Origin of the sequence: Micromonospora sp. CA-111912, assembly GCF_050948415.1 — a bacterium.
Classification (GTDB): Bacteria; Actinomycetota; Actinomycetes; order Mycobacteriales; family Micromonosporaceae; genus Micromonospora.
The window spans coordinates 4,617,004-4,635,234 of record NZ_CP192007.1 but is presented as its reverse complement, the minus strand read 5'-3'; the positions used below and the strand labels follow the sequence as shown (position 1 = coordinate 4,635,234).

General features: G+C 71.2%; 14 protein-coding genes. 4 read left to right on the top strand and 10 right to left on the bottom strand.

What is annotated here, in order from left to right:
* Positions 1–15: 15 nt before the first annotated feature.
* From narJ to ACQPZO_RS19220, 8 genes are all read right to left on the bottom strand, one after another.
* The gene (narJ, locus tag ACQPZO_RS19255) at positions 16–636 is read right to left on the bottom strand and encodes a nitrate reductase molybdenum cofactor assembly chaperone (RefSeq protein ID WP_433342842.1); all 621 of its coding nucleotides are present in this window, start codon (positions 634–636) and stop codon (positions 16–18) included.
* Positions 633–2,330: a nitrate reductase subunit beta gene (gene narH, locus ACQPZO_RS19250; RefSeq protein WP_433342840.1), complete on the bottom strand. Its 1,698-nt coding sequence runs from the start codon at positions 2,328–2,330 to the stop codon at positions 633–635. The genes narJ and narH overlap by 4 nt, the downstream gene beginning before the upstream one ends.
* Positions 2,330–5,995: a nitrate reductase subunit alpha gene (locus ACQPZO_RS19245; RefSeq protein WP_433342839.1), complete on the bottom strand. Its 3,666-nt coding sequence runs from the start codon at positions 5,993–5,995 to the stop codon at positions 2,330–2,332. The genes narH and ACQPZO_RS19245 overlap by 1 nt, the downstream gene beginning before the upstream one ends.
* Before the next feature lie 450 nt (positions 5,996–6,445).
* Positions 6,446–6,865: an SgcJ/EcaC family oxidoreductase gene (locus ACQPZO_RS19240; RefSeq protein WP_350888818.1), complete on the bottom strand. Its 420-nt coding sequence runs from the start codon at positions 6,863–6,865 to the stop codon at positions 6,446–6,448.
* A 215-nt stretch (positions 6,866–7,080) separates the two neighbouring features.
* Positions 7,081–8,214, bottom strand: coding sequence for a TniQ family protein (locus ACQPZO_RS19235; RefSeq protein WP_433342836.1), 1,134 nt, complete (start codon positions 8,212–8,214; stop codon positions 7,081–7,083).
* 8 nt (positions 8,215–8,222) lie between these two features.
* Positions 8,223–9,266 carry a TniB family NTP-binding protein gene (locus ACQPZO_RS19230; RefSeq protein WP_433342834.1) on the bottom strand — a complete coding sequence of 348 codons (1,044 nt, stop codon included), beginning with the start codon at positions 9,264–9,266 and terminating at the stop codon, positions 8,223–8,225.
* Positions 9,267–9,355: 89 nt separating this feature from the next.
* The gene (locus ACQPZO_RS19225; RefSeq protein ID WP_433342833.1) at positions 9,356–11,383 is read right to left on the bottom strand and encodes a Mu transposase C-terminal domain-containing protein; all 2,028 of its coding nucleotides are present in this window, start codon (positions 11,381–11,383) and stop codon (positions 9,356–9,358) included.
* Entirely contained in the window at positions 11,383–12,123 is a 741-nt protein-coding gene (locus tag ACQPZO_RS19220) for a TnsA-like heteromeric transposase endonuclease subunit (protein WP_433342831.1), read from the bottom strand. The genes ACQPZO_RS19225 and ACQPZO_RS19220 overlap by 1 nt, the downstream gene beginning before the upstream one ends.
* 94 nt (positions 12,124–12,217) lie before the next feature.
* Here ACQPZO_RS19220 and ACQPZO_RS19215 point away from each other — a divergent pair, with 94 nt between their 5' ends.
* Positions 12,218–12,853, top strand: a complete 636-nt coding sequence (locus tag ACQPZO_RS19215; RefSeq protein ID WP_433342829.1) for a class I SAM-dependent methyltransferase — start codon at positions 12,218–12,220, stop codon at positions 12,851–12,853.
* A 329-nt stretch (positions 12,854–13,182) separates the two neighbouring features.
* Here ACQPZO_RS19215 and ACQPZO_RS19210 read toward each other — a convergent pair whose 3' ends face one another.
* The gene (locus tag ACQPZO_RS19210) at positions 13,183–13,623 is read right to left on the bottom strand and encodes a hemerythrin domain-containing protein (RefSeq protein WP_433351083.1); all 441 of its coding nucleotides are present in this window, start codon (positions 13,621–13,623) and stop codon (positions 13,183–13,185) included.
* 206 nt (positions 13,624–13,829) lie between these two features.
* On the opposite strand from ACQPZO_RS19210, the gene ACQPZO_RS19205 reads away from it, so the two are divergent.
* Together ACQPZO_RS19205 and ACQPZO_RS19200 are read left to right on the top strand one after the other, a co-directional pair.
* Entirely contained in the window at positions 13,830–14,534 is a 705-nt protein-coding gene (locus ACQPZO_RS19205) for a helix-turn-helix transcriptional regulator (RefSeq protein WP_433342827.1), read from the top strand.
* Positions 14,489–15,256, top strand: coding sequence for a YwiC-like family protein (locus ACQPZO_RS19200; protein WP_433351081.1), 768 nt, complete (start codon positions 14,489–14,491; stop codon positions 15,254–15,256). Before ACQPZO_RS19205 ends, ACQPZO_RS19200 begins: the two co-directional genes overlap by 46 nt.
* A gap of 34 nt (positions 15,257–15,290) precedes the next feature.
* Here the strand turns inward: ACQPZO_RS19200 and ACQPZO_RS19195 are convergent, their stop codons facing one another.
* Positions 15,291–16,139: a hypothetical protein gene (locus ACQPZO_RS19195; protein ID WP_433342826.1), complete on the bottom strand. Its 849-nt coding sequence runs from the start codon at positions 16,137–16,139 to the stop codon at positions 15,291–15,293.
* 229 nt (positions 16,140–16,368) lie between these two features.
* Between ACQPZO_RS19195 and ACQPZO_RS19190 the strand changes: the two genes are divergently transcribed.
* Entirely contained in the window at positions 16,369–18,216 is a 1,848-nt protein-coding gene (locus ACQPZO_RS19190) for a protein kinase domain-containing protein (protein ID WP_433342825.1), read from the top strand.
* Positions 18,217–18,231: the final 15 nt, after the last annotated feature.

Sequence of the window (18,231 nt, the reverse complement as noted above, 5' to 3'; positions counted from 1 at the left end):
CTGCGTTCCTCGCGCTCACCGACGGCCCCCTGTCGTGTCGACGAGCCCGAACGGTTCCAGGCCGACCTGCTCCACGGGTGGGCCGGTGCGGGCCAGGCGGGCCGCCGCGGCGAGGTCGCCGGGCTGGGCGGGCGGCAACATCTCGCAGACCGCGGCCACCGCCTGCCGGTAGACCGACTTCTCCCGCCCCAGCGCCTCGACCAGCAGGTCGAGGCCGATCCGGTTCTCCCGCAGCAACCGCCACCCGCCGTCGTCGACGGCGGCCAGGTCGAGCACCGCGGGCAGGAAGTCGGGCAGCTCGCCGTCGACGACGGTCAGCCCGGCCCGCTTGTACGCCGCGGAGAATCCGACCAGCGCCTCCCCGCGGCGGCGGGTGTCACCGCAGGTGTAGTAGGTCAGGTGCAGGCAGCAGCGGCGCCGGAAGTCGAACAGCTGCACGTAGGCGGCCCGCAGCTCGACGGGCTCGGTCGCCTCCCGGTGGGTGACCACGTCGCGCAGCGGCGCGGCCACCTCGGCCGGCAGGCCGTCGAGCGCGGCGCGCACGGTGGGCAGCGCCGCGAGCACCGCCTCGTCGGGGTAGCGCAGCAGCAGGGACGCCGCGCGGGCGGCCACCGCCCGCCAGGTCGGCTGGCTCACGGGTTACCTCCGTCGACGTGTCCGGATTCGGGGCGGGGAGGCGGGAAGAGCCCCTTCGGGCTGCCCTTGCCGTCCCAGTTGAGCAGGTTGACCCGGCGCGGTTCGTCGCCCGGGTCGGTGAAGCCCTCGGCGGTCTGCCGGTCGCGGAGCATGTGGAAGGTCTCCACCTGCACCGGCACCGGCGTGCCGGACGACTCCCCGAAGGGGCCCTGCCCATACGGGCCGCCGCCGCCCATCCCGGGGCCGCCCTCGTAGTCCAGGCTGCACTCGGTGGCGATCTTCTCCAGCCGGTGGGCGTCCTCGGCGTGCGCGGCGGGGATGACGTAGCGCTGCTCGTACTTGGCGATGGCGAGCAGCCGGTACATCTCGTCCACCTCCGCGCCGGTCATGCCGACCGCGGCGGCGATCGACTCGTCGGGCGCATCACCCAGGTTGATCCGGCGCTGGTACGCGCGCATGGCGGCGAGCCGGTTCAGCACCCCGCGCACCGGCTCCGGGTCGCCGGCGGTGAAGAGCTCGGCGAGGTACTCCACCGGGATGCGCAGCGCGTCGATGGCGCCGAACAGGTTGCCGGCCTCCTCCGCGTCGTGGCCGGTGTCGCGCAGCACGTCGGCCACCGGCGACAGCGGCGGGATGTACCAGACCATCGGCATGGTCCGGTACTCCGGGTGCAACGGCAGCGCCACCTCGTACCGCATGATCAGGTCCCAGACCGGGGAGCGTTGCGCCGCCTCGATCCAGTCGTCCGGAATGCCCGCCTCCCGGGCGGCCGCGACCACCTGCGGGTCGTGCGGGTCGAGGAAGACCGAGCGCTGCGCGTCGTACAGGTCGTGCTCGTCCTCGACGGCGGCGGCCTCGGCGACCCGGTCGACGTCGTAGAGCATCAGCCCGAGGTAGCGCAGCCGCCCCACGCAGGTCTCGGAGCAGATGGTCGGCTGGCCGATCTCGATGCGCGGGAAGCAGAAGGTGCACTTCTCGGCCTTGCCGGTGCGATGGTTGAAGTAGATCTTCTTGTACGGGCAGCCGGTGACGCACATCCGCCAGCCCCGGCAGCGGTCCTGGTCGACCAGGACGATGCCGTCCTCGGCCCGCTTGTAGATCGCCCCGGACGGGCAGGAGGCCGCACAGGACGGGTTGAGGCAGTGCTCGCAGATCCGCGGCAGGAAGAACATGAAGGTGTTCTCGAACTCCTGCTTCACCTGGCCGGAGATCTTCGCCAGCACCGGGTCGCCGGCGGCGATCTCGTTGCCGCCGGCGAGCGAGTCGTCCCAGTTGGCGCTCCAGGTGATCTTCGTGTCCTCGCCGGTGAGCAGCGACTTCGGGCGGGCCACCGGGGTGTCCTCCCCGGCCGGCGCGTTGATCAGGTGCTCGTAGTCGTACGTCCACGGCTCGTAGTAGTCCCGCATGGACGGCAGCTTCGGGTTGGCGAAGATGCTGAACATCTTCTTCACCCGACCGCCGGAGCGCGGCTTGAGCTTGCCGGAGCGGGTCCGCACCCAGCCGCCCTGCCAACGCTCCTGGTCCTCGTACGTGCGTGGGTAGCCCTGCCCGGGGCGGGTCTCCACGTTGTTGAACCAGACGTACTCGACCCCCGACCGGTTGGTCCACGCCTGCTTGCAGGTCACCGAGCAGGTGTGACACCCGATGCACTTGTCGAGGTTCATCACCATCGCCATCTGCGCCATCACCCGCATCAGTACTGCACCTCCTGGGAACGGCGGCGGATCACGGTGACCTCGTCGCGTTGGTTGCCGGTGGGGCCGAGGTAGTTGAAGGCGAACGACAGCTGCGCGTACCCGCCGATCAGGTGGGTGGGCTTGACCAACAGCCGGGTCAGCGAGTTGTGGATGCCGCCGCGGCGGCCGTTGGTCTCCGACTTCGGCACGTCGATCACCCGCTCCTGGGCGTGGTACATGTAGACCGTGCCCTCGGGCATCTTGTGGCTCACCACGGCCCGGCAGACCACGACGCCGTTGCGGTTGACCGCCTCGATCCACTCGTTGTCCCGTACGCCGATCTTCTCCGCGTCCGCCTCGCTCATCCACATCGTCGGGCCGCCCCGGGAGAGGGTCAGCATGATCAGGTTGTCCTGGTACTCGGAGTGGATGGACCACTTCGAGTGCGGGGTGAGGTACCGGACGGTGATCTCCAGCTCCCCGTTGCGGCCGAGTCTCGGCTCGCCGAAGAGCTTGTGCATGTCCAGCGGCGGCCGGAAGATCGGCAGCCCCTCGCCGGCCTCGTGCATCCAGTCGTGGTCGAGGAAGAAGTGCTGCCGGCCGGTGAGCGTGTGCCAGGGCTTGAGCCGCTCGGTGTTGATGGTGAACGGGGAGTAGCGCCGGCCGCCGTGCTCGCTGCCCGACCACTCCGGGCTGGTGATCACCGGCACCGGACGGGCCTGGGTGTCGGCGAAGGTGATCTGCTTGCCCTCGTGCTCGGCCGCCAGGTCCGCCAGGCGTACCCCCGTGCGCTTCTCCACGTCGTGGAAGCCGGCGGTGGCCACCCGGCCGTTGGTGGTGCCGGACAGCGCGAGGATCGCCTCGCAGGCGTGCACGTCCTTCGCCAGCGACGGCCGCCCGTCGGCGGCGCCGCCGTGCACCTCGCCGTTCTTGCGGCGCAGGTACTCCACCTCCGGGCGGACGTCGACCGAGAAACCCTTCCCGGTGGTGCCGAGGGTGTCCATCAGTGGTCCGAGCGCGGCCATCTTGTCGGCGATCGCGCCGAAGTCCCGCTCGACCACGACGAGTTTCGGCATGGTCCGGCCCGGCACCGGGGTCTCGCCGGTGACCGCCCAGTCGCGGACCCGGCCGTGCGGGGTCGCCATGGCATCCGGGGTGTCGTGCAGCAGCGGCACCGCGACCAGATCCCTGCGTACGCCCAGGCGGGTGGCCGCCATCGACGAGAACGCCTTCGCGATGCCGTGGAAGGCGTCGAAGTCCGTCCGGGTCTGCCACGGCGGGTTGATCGCCGGGGTGAAGGCGTGCACGAACGGATGCATGTCCGTGCTGCTCAGGTCGTGCTTCTCGTACCAGGTGGCGGCCGGCAGCACGATGTCGGAGAAGAGCGTCGTGGAGGTCATCCGGAAGTCCAGCGACAGCAGCAGGTCGAGCTTGCCCTCCGGCGCCTCCTCCCGCCAGGTCACGTCCTTCGGCCGCAGCTCCTCCGGCGCCTCCTCGGCGCGCAGGTTCGCGTCGGTGCCGAGCAGGTGGCGCAGGAAGTACTCGTTGCCCTTCGCCGACGAGCCGAGCAGGTTGGCCCGCCACACCGTCAGCACCCGCGGCCAGTTCTCCGGCGCGTCCGGGTCGGCGCAGGCGAACTTCACGTCTCCCTGACCTAGCCGCTCCGCCACCCAGCCCGCCGGGTCGTCCGGCCGGGCCGCGAGGGCCTCGTCGGCCAGGTCGAGCGGGCTGCGGTCGAAGGTCGGCATCGACGGCATCCAACCGGCGCGCGCCGACTGCGCCAGCAGGTCCATGGTGTGCTTGCCGGCGAACGCGCCGGTGCCGGTGGGGGAGGAGACCACGTCGGCGGAGTACGTGTCGTAGCGCCACTGGTCGGTGTGCACGTACCAGAAGGCGGTGCCGATCATCTGCCGTGGCGGGCGTACCCAGTCCAGGCCGAACGCGAGCTGCGCCCACCCGGTCGCCGGGCGGCACTTCTCCTGCCCGACGTAGTGCGCCCAGCCGCCGCCGTTGACGCCCTGGCAGCCGGTGAGGGTCACCAGCGCCAGGATCGCCCGGTAGGTGGCGTCGGAGTGGAACCAGTGGTTGGTGCCGGCGCCGAGCAGGATCATCGACCGGCCGCCGGAGCGTTCCGCGTTGTCGGCGAACTCCCGCGCCACCCGGGACACCTGCGCCGCCGGCACCCCGGTGATCGGCTCCTGCCACGCCGGCGTGTACGGCACCTCGCCGTCGTCGTACCCGGACGGCCACTGGCCGGGCAGGCCGTCGCGGCCGACCCCGTACTGGGCCAGCAGCAGGTCGAAGACACTCGTCACCAGCTGACCCTCGACCGTCCGGGTCGGCACGCCGCGACGCAGCACCTGCGGGGTGTCGGTGTCGAACCGGGGCAGCTCCACCTCCACCGCGCCGCCCGCCCCGAGGCAGGTCAGCGCCGGCTCCAGGTCGCCCAGGTCCAGGTTCCACTGTCCCTGCTGTTCGCCCCAGCGATGGCCGAGGCTGCCCCGCGGCACGGCGGGCGCGTCGGTGGCGGAGTCCCAGAGCACCGTCTTGAAGGCCGCCTCCTTCCCGGTCTCGCCCAGGTCCTCGGCGGTGAGGAACTTGCCCGGCCGGTACGCCCCGTCGGCGCCCGCCTCCAGGGTCACCAGGAACGGCAGGTCGGTGAAGCGACGTACGTAGTCGACGAACCTGGGGGTGCGCCGGTCGACGAAGAACTCCTTGAGGATGACGTGTCCCATCGCCATCGCCAGGGCGCCGTCGGTGCCCGGCTGGGCGGGCATCCACTCGTCGGCGAACTTGACGTTGTCGGCGAAGTCCGGGCTGACCACCACGACCTTCTGCCCCCGGTAGCGCGCCTCGGCCATCCAGTGCGCGTCGGGGGTGCGGGTCACCGGGACGTTGGAGCCCCACATGACGAAGTAGGAGGCGTCCCACCAGTCCCCGGACTCGGGCACGTCGGTCTGGTCCCCGAAGACCTGCGGGGAAGCCACCGGCAGGTCGGCGTACCAGTCGTAGAACGACAGCATCGAGCCGCCGAGCAGCGACATGAAGCGGGCGCCCACGGCGTGCGACACCATCGACATCGCCGGGATCGGCGAGAAGCCGGCGACCCGGTCCGGGCCGTACTCGGCGATCGCGTGCACGTGCGCGGCGGCGATCATCTCCTGCGCCTCGTCCCAGGAGATCCGCACCAGGCCGCCCTTGCCGCGCGCCCTCTGGTACCGGCGGCGGCGCTCCGGGTCGGCCTGGATCTCCGCCCAGGCGGCCACCGGGTCACCGAGGCGACTCCTGGCCTCCCGGTACATCTCCACCAGCACGCCCCGGGCGTACGGGTAACGCACCCGGGTCGGTGAGTAGGTGTACCAGGAGAAGGCGGCGCCGCGGGGGCAGCCGCGCGGCTCGTACTCCGGCCGGTCCGGTCCGACGCTCGGGTAGTCGGTCTGCTGCTGCTCCCAGGTGATGATGCCGTCCTTGACGTACACCTTCCAGGAACACGAGCCGGTGCAGTTCACCCCGTGCGTGGAGCGGACCACCTTGTCGTAGGACCAGCGGTCCCGGTAGAAGGCGTCCGCCTCCCGGCCGCCGATCTGGTGCAGCGTCCGGCCGTCGGCGGAGACCTCGGCCCGGCGCACCAGGCCCCCCACCGCGAGCAGCGCCCGCCCCGCACCCTCGGTCGCTCGCGACATACGCCTCATTCCTTCGCTAGACAGCCGTGACGCCCCCCGTTGCCCGTAGCCGCGCCGGGGCGCAACTCGCGAGCGGGGCGTCCCGGTCATCGTGCCGACGCGTTACTTCGCGCAACCAGGCCAAAGGTCCCGAGATCATCCAGCGCCGTGCCGGTCGCCGCCGTGGAACGGTCGCGGGGACCCCGGTCCCGGGTGGACGGTTGTTGTCCGGTCCGGATGAACCTGGCACGCCCGGTCGCCCGCGACCTGCGGTGGTGCCAGGTAGCTCGGACGGTCCGGCCCGATGTTGTCCGGACCTACTTGGCGCTTTCTGTGATCCTCAAGGTCACTCAGCGCCGCAGCGTTCCGGCGCTGAGTGACCTGTCTCATTGAATCTTGCAGAGGTGGAGCCGATGAACTGCGGAGTGACAGGCTGCTTGCAGAGTTCGCCGGGTGTTTGTCAGTGGGCGTTCAGCGGATCGGTGTCGTCTGCGCCAGGGCAATGCGCCAGTCGTCGCCCCTGCGGGTCATGACGTAGGTCATGATGCCGGTCAAGGGCAGCTCGGATGAGTCCTCCGCCTCGGGCCGTTCGTCGTGGATCGTCTTTGTCAGGCTCACGATGGCGACGTCGGGGGTGGCGAACCGGATGTCGTTGACTTCCAGCACGGTCCGGATGTCCTTGAGCGGGGAGGAGAGCGCTTCGGCCATGGCCGAAGCGAAGGACTCGCGCCCGAAGAGGCGCCGCCCGGCGAGGTTGATGAGCACCAGGTCGGAGGTGTGCAGGGCGGGCAGTACGTCCGGGTCGATCTGCGCCTCCTGGGTCCGCGCGACGAGTTCGCGGATCCTCTTCTCGTCGTCGTTGGTGGGGGGAGTGGAGTTCGTGGTGTCCATGGGGACAACCTAGAACCTCAACTTAGGTTGAGATCAACTCCTCGGGCCACCCTCACCCGGACTGGACCACCCGCTGGACCAGATAGCCCGGACTGGGCCACTTTCACCCGGACGGGACACCAATGTCCCGTCCGGCGGAAAGTGGCACTGGTGTCGGTGCCTGAGCTGCGGTTGTGCCAGGTCCGCGCGGACAAGATCAGGTTAGTCGTCCGGATCTACTTGGCACTGTCGGCGATGAGTGCGTCCAGCAGTTGCGACAGGCTGAGGCGTGGGTGGTGTTCGGGCTCGGGTTGGTAGTCGAGCGGCAGGTCGTGGTTGGTGGGCCGGTCGGCGTAGTTCGGTAGCGCCCAGCTCGGAACATGGCGGTGCTTGTTGAACTCCTTGTTGGCTTTCTTGGCGAGGGTCTCGTCGGAGGTGGCGTGGTTGACCGGGACGCCGTCGAAGGTGACCCGGCGGGTCTGCGGGAACGTGCGGTTGGGCACGACGACATCCGGCAGGCCGGCCATCGCCCGCAGCCAACGGTCTGTTTCGTACCCGGTCCACTCCTGGGTGACGGGCCAGTCATGGGGGACGGGCTCAGGTCCGATCTGCCGGCTGATCTCGGCGGTGATGGTGAGCCGGTGCTCCGCGGAGGTCAGCGCCCGGCGGGCAACGGCCCGCCACGTAGGCGAGCAGAACAGCCGCGCAAGGTTGACGATCTCGGGGTAGAACGCGGCGAGGAACACCGAGGTGTTGAACCGGGTGCGGGTAGGGATGAGCAGGTCGATGCGTTCCTGCCAACTGCGGCGTCCGGGAACGTCGATACGTTGCTGAAACCGCCGGTCGACGCAGACGGCGATGGAGACGTCGAACGCGTTGAAGACGTGCCGCCAGCCTCGGCGGCGCAGCAGCCGGGTGTGCCGTCGCTGCGCGGTGACGAGTTCGGGGACCAGCCGCGCGAGCTGTCGAGGACGCAGGTCCGGGATGGTGGGGACCGGCGGGCCGATCCAGTAGCCGTGGCGGGTGCAGACGAACTCGTGGTGGGCGAAGAACCGGACGACCGGCCCGCCCGGGTGCCGTGCGGTGCAGACGGGGCAGGCCCGTTGGGGAAGGTGACGCAACTCCCGCCAGCGCGGGGCGGGGTCACGCAGTTCGGGCATCGCGTGCGCGAGCGCGGCGAGTTGGTGGCCGGTTGCGGCGACGAGCCGCTGCGCGACGATGAGCTGGCGGCGCTTGCTGGTGCCGCTGTAGGGCACCGAAGCGCTGAGGTGCTGCCAGAGGTCTCGGTAGCCGATGGAGTGCAGTGCGGCGAGGCGCCGGACGTAGGAGGTGACGGTTTCCTGCTGGGCAGGCCGAACCGTGATCGGCAACCTTCGGATCATGCGGTCGTGGCGGCCGGCGCCCGTGGCGCCGGTGCGGGGCTGGGGTGGGTCGCGGCGTATGCCTCGGCGGCGTGGTCGAGGCGGACCCGGTCGAGGTGGGCGCGGGTCAGGTGTTCGGTGCCGTCGAGGATGGCGTCGATGGCGGCGCCGCGGACCAGGTGCGACAGGCTGCCGATCATGCCGGCGGTGCGCCGGTGCAGGTACTCGTCCAGCGCGGCGAGCGTTCTGGGCTGGTGGGCGCGCAGCGGCAGAGTGGCTTCCAGGCTGGCGACCAGGGCGTGCCAGGCGGCGCGTTGGTCGGCGGTGCCGTAGGCGAACGCGGTGGTGGGGATGGTGGTGAACCGGCTGGCGAGCTGCTGACCTCGGGGGCCGGCGAACAGGCCGACGCGTTCGACGTTGACGCCGGCGTAGATGAACGTGGCGGGCAGCCGCTCGGCGAAGTATTTGAGCTGGTCGGACACCTCGGCCCCGGCGCGGGTGGCGAGGTTGAGGTTGTGCACCTCGTCGACCAGGACCAGCTCGACACCGACGTGAGCGGCGGTCGCGCAGACGGCGTTGGTCACGTCGGTGATGTTGGCCCGGCGGCCCAGCGGCAGACCGAAGAAGCGGGCGAACTCGACGGCCAGCATCCGGGGTGTGGCCGCGGGCGGGACGGTGACGTAGACGACCGGCAGCCGGTTCTTCTCGTGCGGGTGCCGGCGACGCACCGCGACTTCGTGGGTGCGGCCCAGCGCGGTGATTGCGGTGGTCTTGCCGGTGCCCGGGACGCCGGTGACGATCAGCCCGCGGCGTGCGGACAGCTGGCGGCGGTTGAGCAGCACCAAGCGCCGTGCCGTCGCCACGACCTCGGCAACGACCGGGGTGTTGACCATGACCAGCTCGGACAGGTAGTCGATGCGCGCGTCGTCGGTGTCGGTCCCGTCGCCGGCGGCCGGCGGGGTGGGCCGACGGTCCACGAACCGCGCCCAGCCCTCCTTGGTGGTCAACGGCTCGTCGGCCAGGACCTGCTTGGGCTGGTCGGGCTGGCTCAGGTGCTCCATCGGGGCGGGGCCTTTGCCTCTCAATCGGAAGGGACGTTTGCGGCGGAGGCGCACCGAGACGGGAGCCGGGACTGTGGCCCTGCGCCGGGTCATAGCCAGCGCTCGGCTTCGGCGTCGACGTCGAACAGCCCGAACGGCTCCACCGGCGCCGGCCCGGCGCCGGGTGCGGGTGCGGGCGTGGGCAGGTCGATGACCTGCGCCTCGGGCAGCACCCGGCGGCGTGCCGCCCGGGTGCGGGCCGCGACGCGGGCCGTGGCCTTGTTCGGCGGCCCGTTGCCGGCGCGGGTGAGCAGCTCGTCGAGGACCCGGGCGACCTCGGTCTCGTTGTCGTCGGGCAGGCCGCGGGCGGCGGCCATCCGGCGGGCGTGGCGCCAGGTGAAGTCGGCGAACGGCGCGCTGACCATCGGCAGGTGCGTCCAGGCCGCGGTGATCCAGCCGGCCGGGGTGCGGACATAGACGTGGGACAGGTCGTAGGGGTCGTAGTGCACTTCCCAGCGCCCGCCCTGCTCAGCGACGGTGGAGCGTTCGCCGTGGGGCAGGGCGTCGTCGTCGTAGGTGCGGTGGTCGATGGTGATGCCGTACTCGTTGACGTGGCGCCAGTGCACCGGCAGCAGCTCCAGGTAGTCGGTCCCGGACAGCGTCAGGGGCAGGTAGCCGGACACGGCGACCATCGCGGCGTAGGCGTCGTTCGGGCTGAACGCCCGGCGCGGCGCGTGCGGGTCGCGGAGTCCGTCATGGGGCCGGTGCTGCCACCCGGCGACGATCCACTCGTCGAGCAGGTCTTGCAGCTCGGGCAGGCTCCAGAGCGGCTCGTCGGTGATCCGGTCGCCGCGGCGGGTGACGTTGCCGCCGGTGTAGCCGGCGACGTGCTGGCAGAACAGGCTGGCGATAGAGGAGAACTGCCGCTCGACCAGCGGCTTGTCGGTCGGGGTGCCCTTGCGGGCCGGCTGGATAGAGATGCCCAGCCGGTCGCAAGCGCGGGTGAACACCTCGGAGACGAACACCCGACCGTGGTCGATGACGATCGTCTCCGGGACGATCACCGGCTTGGCCGCGGCGGTCTCCAGCCGGGCGTCGATGTCGAGCAGCCGCGTGTGCGGCAGCCGGGAGGCGGACATGCGCAGCGCGGCCGACCAGCCGGGCCGCATCGGCTCAGGGACCAGCGTGCGGGCCAGCAGCAACGCGGCGTCGACGGCCTTGGTGCCGGCCGGGCGCAGCACCGCCGCGGCGATGGTGCGGGTGGCCACGTCGACGACCATCGTCAGCTCGGGGCGGCCGGGGACGCCGGAGTCCAGCAGCACCATCACGTCCAGCGGCGTGGAATCGATCTGCACCAGCTCACCGGGCCGGGTGGCGAACGTCGGGGTGAACGGCGCAACCGGCCGGTTGGCCAGGGACCGGCGCGTGGTCGCCGCGCCGAACGAGTGCCGCCCGCCGGCCAGCTCGTAGAACGCGCTGCGACCCGGAATCGGCACCACCCCGGGCCCGTGCTCGGCGTCCAGCGCGGTGCGCACTCGTCGCATCAGGCGCCCGCGGGTGCCCGTCGAGGCGTGCGTCTGCGCGTCCAGTTCGGCGCGGATCGCCGTGACCAGCCGCTCGTCGGCCCGGCCGACCGGGTCGCTGCCGCGGGTGTATCGCTGGTCGACCAGCCCCCACAGGCCCTGCTCGGCGTAGCGCAGCCGCATCCGCGTCACCGTCCGCGCCGAGGTCGGCTGCCCAGCGGCGCTCAGCTCGACGGCCTTGGCCGCGTCGCGGTCCTTCAGCGTGCTCGCCGCTGGGTCGTAACCCGGCCGCGGCCCGGCGCCCTCCGGCGCTTCCGGTGCCCGGCCGGTGACCACCTCGACGAGGTGCCGCTCCCAGCGCCGGGCCCGCTCGAGCACCTCGTGCGGCAGGGTCTCCAGCAGCCCCAGCGGTTCCACCGCCGGCACCGCCTGCTGCTCGTCGAGCAGCTCGAAGTCCGCGGCGGCGAGCAGGAACGCCAGCAGCACCACCTGCGCAACCCCACCCCGCGAGCGCAGCCGCACCGACGTGCCGGCCAGCGCCACCACCTGGTGCTCGTCGCCGTCGAAACGCACCCACTCCCCGACACGCAGCACCGGCAACTTGCCCGCGCCCATCAGCAGGCCCCGGCCGTGGTCACGATGGTCGCCTCGTGCAGCCGTACCCCGAGGTCACAGGCCAGCTCACCGCACCACAGCAGGTGGAACAACACCGGCAGGACCGCGATCGGCTCACCCGCCGCGCCAGCACCGTCCATCAACGGCGCGGGCTCGGCGAACACCTCCCGCAACGCCGCGCCCACCGCCGGCAGCCGGTACCGCGGATGCCGGTAACCGGCCAGCCAGCGCACATTGCGCACCATCACCAGCTCCGGCGCGCCGACCAGCCGATACTCCCATCCGACCAGCTCACACGCCCGGCCAGTCACGGCGAACGCCGCGGCGTCACGCGGCTTGATCCGGTCGACTGGTCGGCAGTCCACCACCAGGCCCCGCCCGTCGGCCAGCCGGGCGAAGTAGTCCGGCGCGTGCGAACGGCGCCGGCCGGAAGCCTCGTCGTCCCAGAACAGCCAGAACGGCTGCGACGCGATCCCGGCCACCGCCGGGTCGAAGTCGAGCAGCATCAGGTGATCGCGCTCCAGCCACGACTCGTACCCGACGTGAGCGCCGGTCGTCGACGACCACCACAAGCCCGGGAAGTTGCGCTGCCGCTTGTACGACGGGAAGCCGCGTACCGGCTTGACCAGCTCGAACAGCACCCCCGCCGAGTCGATCAAGGAGGTGCGGACCTCCGATCCCTCGGCGCCGACGTAGCCGACCTCGAACTCAGCCGTCAGCGGCCCGCCCAGGCCCGGCACCGCGCAGCACCCCGGCCCCGTACCGGACGTGCCACCTCAACCCGGACGCGTACTGGGTTCGGGGCGGAACGCGGGCAGACTTTAGAGTGGCGCCGTGAGCAATCAGCCGGTCCGCGACGCCTACTCGCACATGTCCGAGCAGTACATCGCCCTGTTCGATGGTGACTGGCAGGCCCACGTGGATGACACGGCCCTTGTCCGAGACCACCTCGTCGGCTTGGACGGCGCCGTGCTCGATCTCGGTTGCGGCCCCGGGCATTGGAGCGCCTACCTGCATTCGCTCGGCGCCAACGTGACCGGCGTCGACTTGGTACCTGAGTTCATCGGCTACGCCCGGACCCACTTTCCCGGGCCGGCGTTCCAGCTCGGATCAATGACGGACCTGGACCTTCCCGACCACTCGGTGGCCGGCATCCTCTCCTGGTACTCGACCATCCACCTACCGCCATCGGAGCTGGATGCGGTACTCGCCGAGTTCCGCCGGATGCTGCCTCCTTCCGGGAACCTGGTGATCGGCTTCTTCGACAGCGACGACGATGTGGCCGCGTTCGACCACAAGGTCCACACGGCATACCGCTGGCCCGTAGACACATTCTCTGCCCGCCTGGCAAAGGCTGGTTTCACCGAACTTCAGCGCTTGCAGCAGCAGTCCCCGGACCGCCCGGACCGCAAGTACGCGGCCATTGCCGCAACAGTCGCGCGCCGTAGTGCCCGATCGGCACACAGCTGACTGCCGGTCGAGACCAAATACACGCACACTCATCGGGAAGCCTGTCAACTCGCCGAGAACCCGCTAACCTCGCTGAGACCGGACAGCACCGTACCGGACGTGCCACCTCAACCTGGACAGTGCCAACCTCGTGCCAAGTCATACCGGACGGTGCCAACTCAACGCGGACGGGACAGTTGTTGGGCGTCTGCGAGCTCCGGGCCGTCTGCGGCGGAACCCGGGCCCGGGCGTACGTCACCACGGGCGACATGTTCGCCGAGGAGCCCGGCTGCGGCGACCTGCCCGGCTCCTGCCGTACCCGAAGGCGGTGCCCTGAGCAGGCGGAGGGCCTAGCGGGCCGGGTCGGCCGTCGGGGTGATCCGGTCCCAGGCCGAGATCGGCAGCGTGATCACCGCGGCCGGGAAGAGCCCGTGCTCCTCGTTGTCGATGTGCCGGTGCAGCCGGTCGAGGGCGGCCAGCACCGCCGGCCAGTCCGGCGTGGCCCGGTCGACGTTGCCGAGCACCCCGTGGATGTCGTCGTGCTCGGCGCAGAGCTTCGCCACGGCCTCGGCCAGGCTGCCCTCGGCCCGCAGCTCCGCGAAGAGACCGTCCTCCTCGGTGGCGGTGTGCGGCAGCAGGAGGGCGACCAGCGCGTCCAGCGCCGGCAGGGCGTCGTCACCGCCGGCAAGTACCGCGACGCGGAGCCGACCCGCGGCGTTCGCGATCGCCTCGTGCTCGGCGGAGAGCCGGCCGACCAGCGGAAACTCCCGGCAGCCGCAGTAGTTGCACACGACGTTCACCCCCTGACGGATGTCATCGTGCGTACGGCGTCGGCGTCGCCGGTAGGGCCGAACGGCCCGGTACGCCGGGACGGCGGGCCCTGACCCGACCGTCCCGCGCCGAGCAGACTGCTCAGACCGTGACCCCCGTGTAGCGCGAGGCAGACAGGGAACCCGCCAGGGTTTTGTGGCTGAACGACGTTGTAACGTTATCCAACGTGGAAACCCCGAGAACGGGGCCGACCGGCGAGACGATCGACCCCCACCGACACCGGGCCCTCGGCACCCCCAGCCGGGCCTCGATCCTGGAGATGGTGCGCGCCGCCGACACCGGCATGACGATCGCCGAGGTGGGGGAGCGGACCGGCCTGCACCCCTCCACGGCCCGCGCCCACCTCGACCGCCTGGTCGACGCCGGGCTGCTGGTCAAGGCGCGGGCCAGCGGCGGCCAACCCGGACGGCCGGCGTGGCGCTACCGGGTGGCCATCGCCGAGGCCCCGGCGCCCGCGCCGTACCGGGCGCTCACCGCCGCCCTGCTCGACTACCTGTCCCGCCGCGGTCACCGCGACGTCCGGGCCGAGGCCACCCGCGCCGGCCTCGACTGGGGCCGCCACCTCGCCGCCGCCAACGCCCCCGGCGGCGACCCGGTCGACACCCTGCTCGACGTCCTGCGCGCGCTGGGCTTCAGCCCCCGCCTGCACGAGACGACCGCCGGGACGACCGAGATCCACCTGCACACCTGCCCCTTCCTGGAACTGGTGAAGCGCAACCCCGACGCGATCTGCGCGCTGCACGTCGGCATCGTCCGCGGCACGCTCGAACACGCCGGCGCCCCACCGGCCGGCGCAGTGCTCGAGCCTTTCGGCGCCCCCGACGCCTGCGTGGTGCGGCTGGCCCTGCCGCAACTGCGGAGAGACCGGTGACCAACCGTCGCCGGATCCGCCGCTTCCTGCCGCCGCAGCACGGCGCCTGGGCGATGCTTCTGCTGCCGTACGCCGTCGGTGTCGTGCTGGTCGGCCCGCACTGGCCGCAGGTGCCGCTGCTCGGCGCCTGGCTGGCCGGCTACCTGCTCTCCTACTACGCCTTCCAGGCGATCAAGAGCCGTCGACCGCACCGCTTCGCCGACCAGTTGCTGGCCTACGGCCTGGTGGCGACGCCGCTCGCGCTGATCGTGCTGTTCGCTCGGCCGACGGTGCTCTGGTACGCCCCCGTCTACGCCGTGCTGCTGACGGTCAACGCCGGGTACGCCTGGCGACGGCGGGAGCGCGCCCTGCTCAACGACCTCGCCTCCGTGGCGCAGAGCTGTCTGCTGGTCTTCGTGCTCGCCACCCTGTCCGGGGTGCCGCTCGCCGAGGTCGTCCCCGCGTTCCTGGCCGTGATGCTGTACCTGGTCGGCACCGTGCTGTACGTCAAGACCATGATCCGGGAACGTGGGGATGCCGGCTATCTCCGCCTCTCCATCGGCTTCCACGTGGTCGCCCTGATCGTGGCGGCCTGGCTCGACGTGCTGCTCGCACCGGTCTTCGTGCTGCTCCTGGCCCGGGCCGGGATCCTGCCGGCGCGGCGGCTGTCGCCGGTGCGGGTAGGGGTGATCGAGACCGTCTGCTGCCTGCTCGTCCTTGCCGCGGTGCTGGTCGCGCTCTAGGAACTCCTGACAGAACGATCCAGGGGCCGCCAGGTCAACCCTGCGGCGTCGGTTCAGGGGCACCGCTGCCCGGGATCAGCACGTTGGTGCTCCAGTCGCCGAGGAATGCGCTGGCGTCGAGGTCCAGGGCGATGTCCTGGTCGCCGCCGAAGCTGATGCCACCCAGTCTGCTGACCTCGATGTACCAGGGCGACAGGCCATCGCGTATTCCGTCGGGGGACATGCCGGTGCCGCCCAGGTGCTCGACGTGGAAGACGTCGTACATGTCCGGTACGTCGACGTAGGCGTCGTCGTCGGACGGGAAGCCCACCGGTGGCACGCCTGCGTTGGGGTCGTCACGGGGAACCAGCCACAGGGGACCGTACTGGCCGTGCCGCTCCCTCCACGAGGTTTTGTCCGCCTCGCCGTCGGCGAGAGAAGGAGCCGCAGCGGGGCGAGTTACCCGTGGTCCGTTCAACTCTGCCTCGGTCAGCCACATCATGGCCAGCAGCGATGCCACCCCGTCGTCGGCGATCTGGAGCCGAGGGTGAGCCTGGGCCTGGGCAAGTTCGGCCCAGAACGGGTGCTCAGGCTGCGCGACATCGGCGGGTTGTCCGGCGACAACCGCCGCGACCTCCGGCAGCGGGTCCTTGAAGTAGAGCTCGTCCTCCCACTGGAATACCGCGACGGCCACCAGGTCGGGCCCGCGCCGCCGGTATGACTCGGGCAGCCGCAGCGTGAAGCAGTGCAGCATCGGTTGACCGGTACGGGGGGAGCGGGGCCAGGACCGAACATCGATGCCGGGCCCGGCGTGGTCGGCCCACCCCGCCGGTAGCCTGGGCCGGTCTCCGGCCCTGTCGGCGACGTTGTCGGCGGTCCAGATGTCGAATGCCTCGGTGGCCATGGGCCGGGACACTACCCCGGCAGGGATATCAGTGATCTACGGGCGCGGCGCCGGATGGCCGAGGTGGTTCGCCCAGGGCACAACGCCTGTGCGCCGTCCAACGTCAACCCGACCTACTCGCCGGCTTCCTCGCCCACCGGCATGACTTTCGACCCAGAACCACCATGATTCGGACGGACGTCAGCCTTTCCACCTCTGTAGCATCGCTGCGACGACGAAGGGGCGCCGAGTGAACGACATCATCCCGACCCTGCCCGATCTGGGGCTGGAGTTCCTCCCCCTCGACCCGGGCGACCCCGCTACGGTGGGCGACATCCGGCTGCTCGGCCGGATAGGCGAAGGCGGCATGGGCCGTGTCTACCTTGGAGTGACCCAGGCCGGCCGGGCTATGGCGGTGAAGGTCGTCAAGGACCCCTACTCGGCCGACCCCTCCTTCCGCGCCCGCTTCGCGCGCGAGGCCGCGATCGCCAAACGGGTCGGCGGCGTCTTCACCGCCCCCGTGCTCAGCCACGACTCCGAGGCCGTCCGCCCGTGGCTGGCGACCGCCTTCGTGCCGGGCCCCAATCTCGCCGTCGCGGTCGCGCGCCACGGAACACTGCCGCTGCACGGCGTGTGGCGACTCGCCGCCGGGGTGGCCGAGGCCCTCAAAGCCATCCACGCCGCCGGCATCACCCACCGCGATCTCAAGCCCGGCAACGTGCTGCTCGCCGCCGACGGACCCCGCGTCATCGACTTCGGCATCTCCCGGGCCGACGGCGAGATCGACCTCACCCAGACCGGCGTCCGGATGGGCACCCCGTCCTACATGTCACCGGAGCAGTTGCGCGGGGAGCGGTCCACCCCTGCCACGGACGTCTTCGCCCTCGGCTCTGTCGTCGCCTTCGCCGCCACCGGGAAGGCTCCGTTCCGCGCCGGCAGCGACGCGGAGCTCGTCTACCGCGTCACGCTGGGCGAACCCACTCTTGACGGCATCACCGATCCGGGGCTGCGGGAGCTGATCAGCCGGTGCCTGGCCAAGGAGCCGCATCTGCGCCCCACGCCGCAGGACGTCATCGCCGCCTACGTCGACCGCAGCGCGGCAGCCGCCGGGCGGGACTGGCTGCCGGAGGGCCTTGAGGAAACCCTCACCCAGGCAGGGATCGCTTCGACCATCCCGGTTGGAGCGCCCGCCGCCACACTGGCTCTGACGGCCGTGCTGACCGACACCCCCTCGGTCGGTCCGGACGGGCTCACCACCGTCGCCCATGGGCGGGATTCCGCTCCCGAGCACGTCGGCGCGACGCCGACCAAGCTCCCGGATCTGACGACCTATGCCATGTCGCCGACCGACACCCGGCGCCGGAGATGGCGTCGACCGGTTGTTGCCGGGGTGATCGGCGTGCTTGTGGTGATACTGGCCGGGGCCTATCTCGCCGATGGCAGCGCGAAACGCCGTGAGCCCTCCGCCGGCAGTTCCCCGACCGGCGGTGCCGCCGTGGCCGCCGCCCCGCCTGCCACCGGGGCCTCCCGCCCTTCCAACGTTCCCAGCGCTACCGGTACGACCGGCGTATCCGACGGCGGCCCGGACGCGGCTGCCAGTCCTCCGGTCAGTTCGACGTCGACCAAGGCAGGACCGGGCATTCCGGTGCCGACCAAGGCCCATCCGGGCGCCGGGGTGCCGACCAAGGCCGATCCGGGCACCCCGGTGTTACCCTCGGGCCCGTTCAGCCCCGACAAGATGGTGATCGTGAGCTCCGACGGCACCGTGCTCAGCACCACCGGCACGAACGACGGCTCGAAGGTGGTGACCACCGCCTGGCGGAAGCTTCCCGGCCAGACCTGGAAATTCGAGGCGGCCGGCAAGGTCATGGTCGTCAGATCTTCGCCGTCCAAGCAGCTCACCATCGGCTATGACGGGCTCGGCGTGCTGTCGCCGGCCAGCAGCGGAAATGTCTTCGGGTGGGTCTACGACTCGGCGAAACGTCAGCTCCACAACGGGAACTCGAGCGGGTGCCTGACCTCCCACGGCCCCGGCCGGCAGGTCACCTACGGCATGTGCGACGGCAGCCAGAACCAGCGTTGGCGAATAGTGTCGTGATCGCTCCACCCCGCG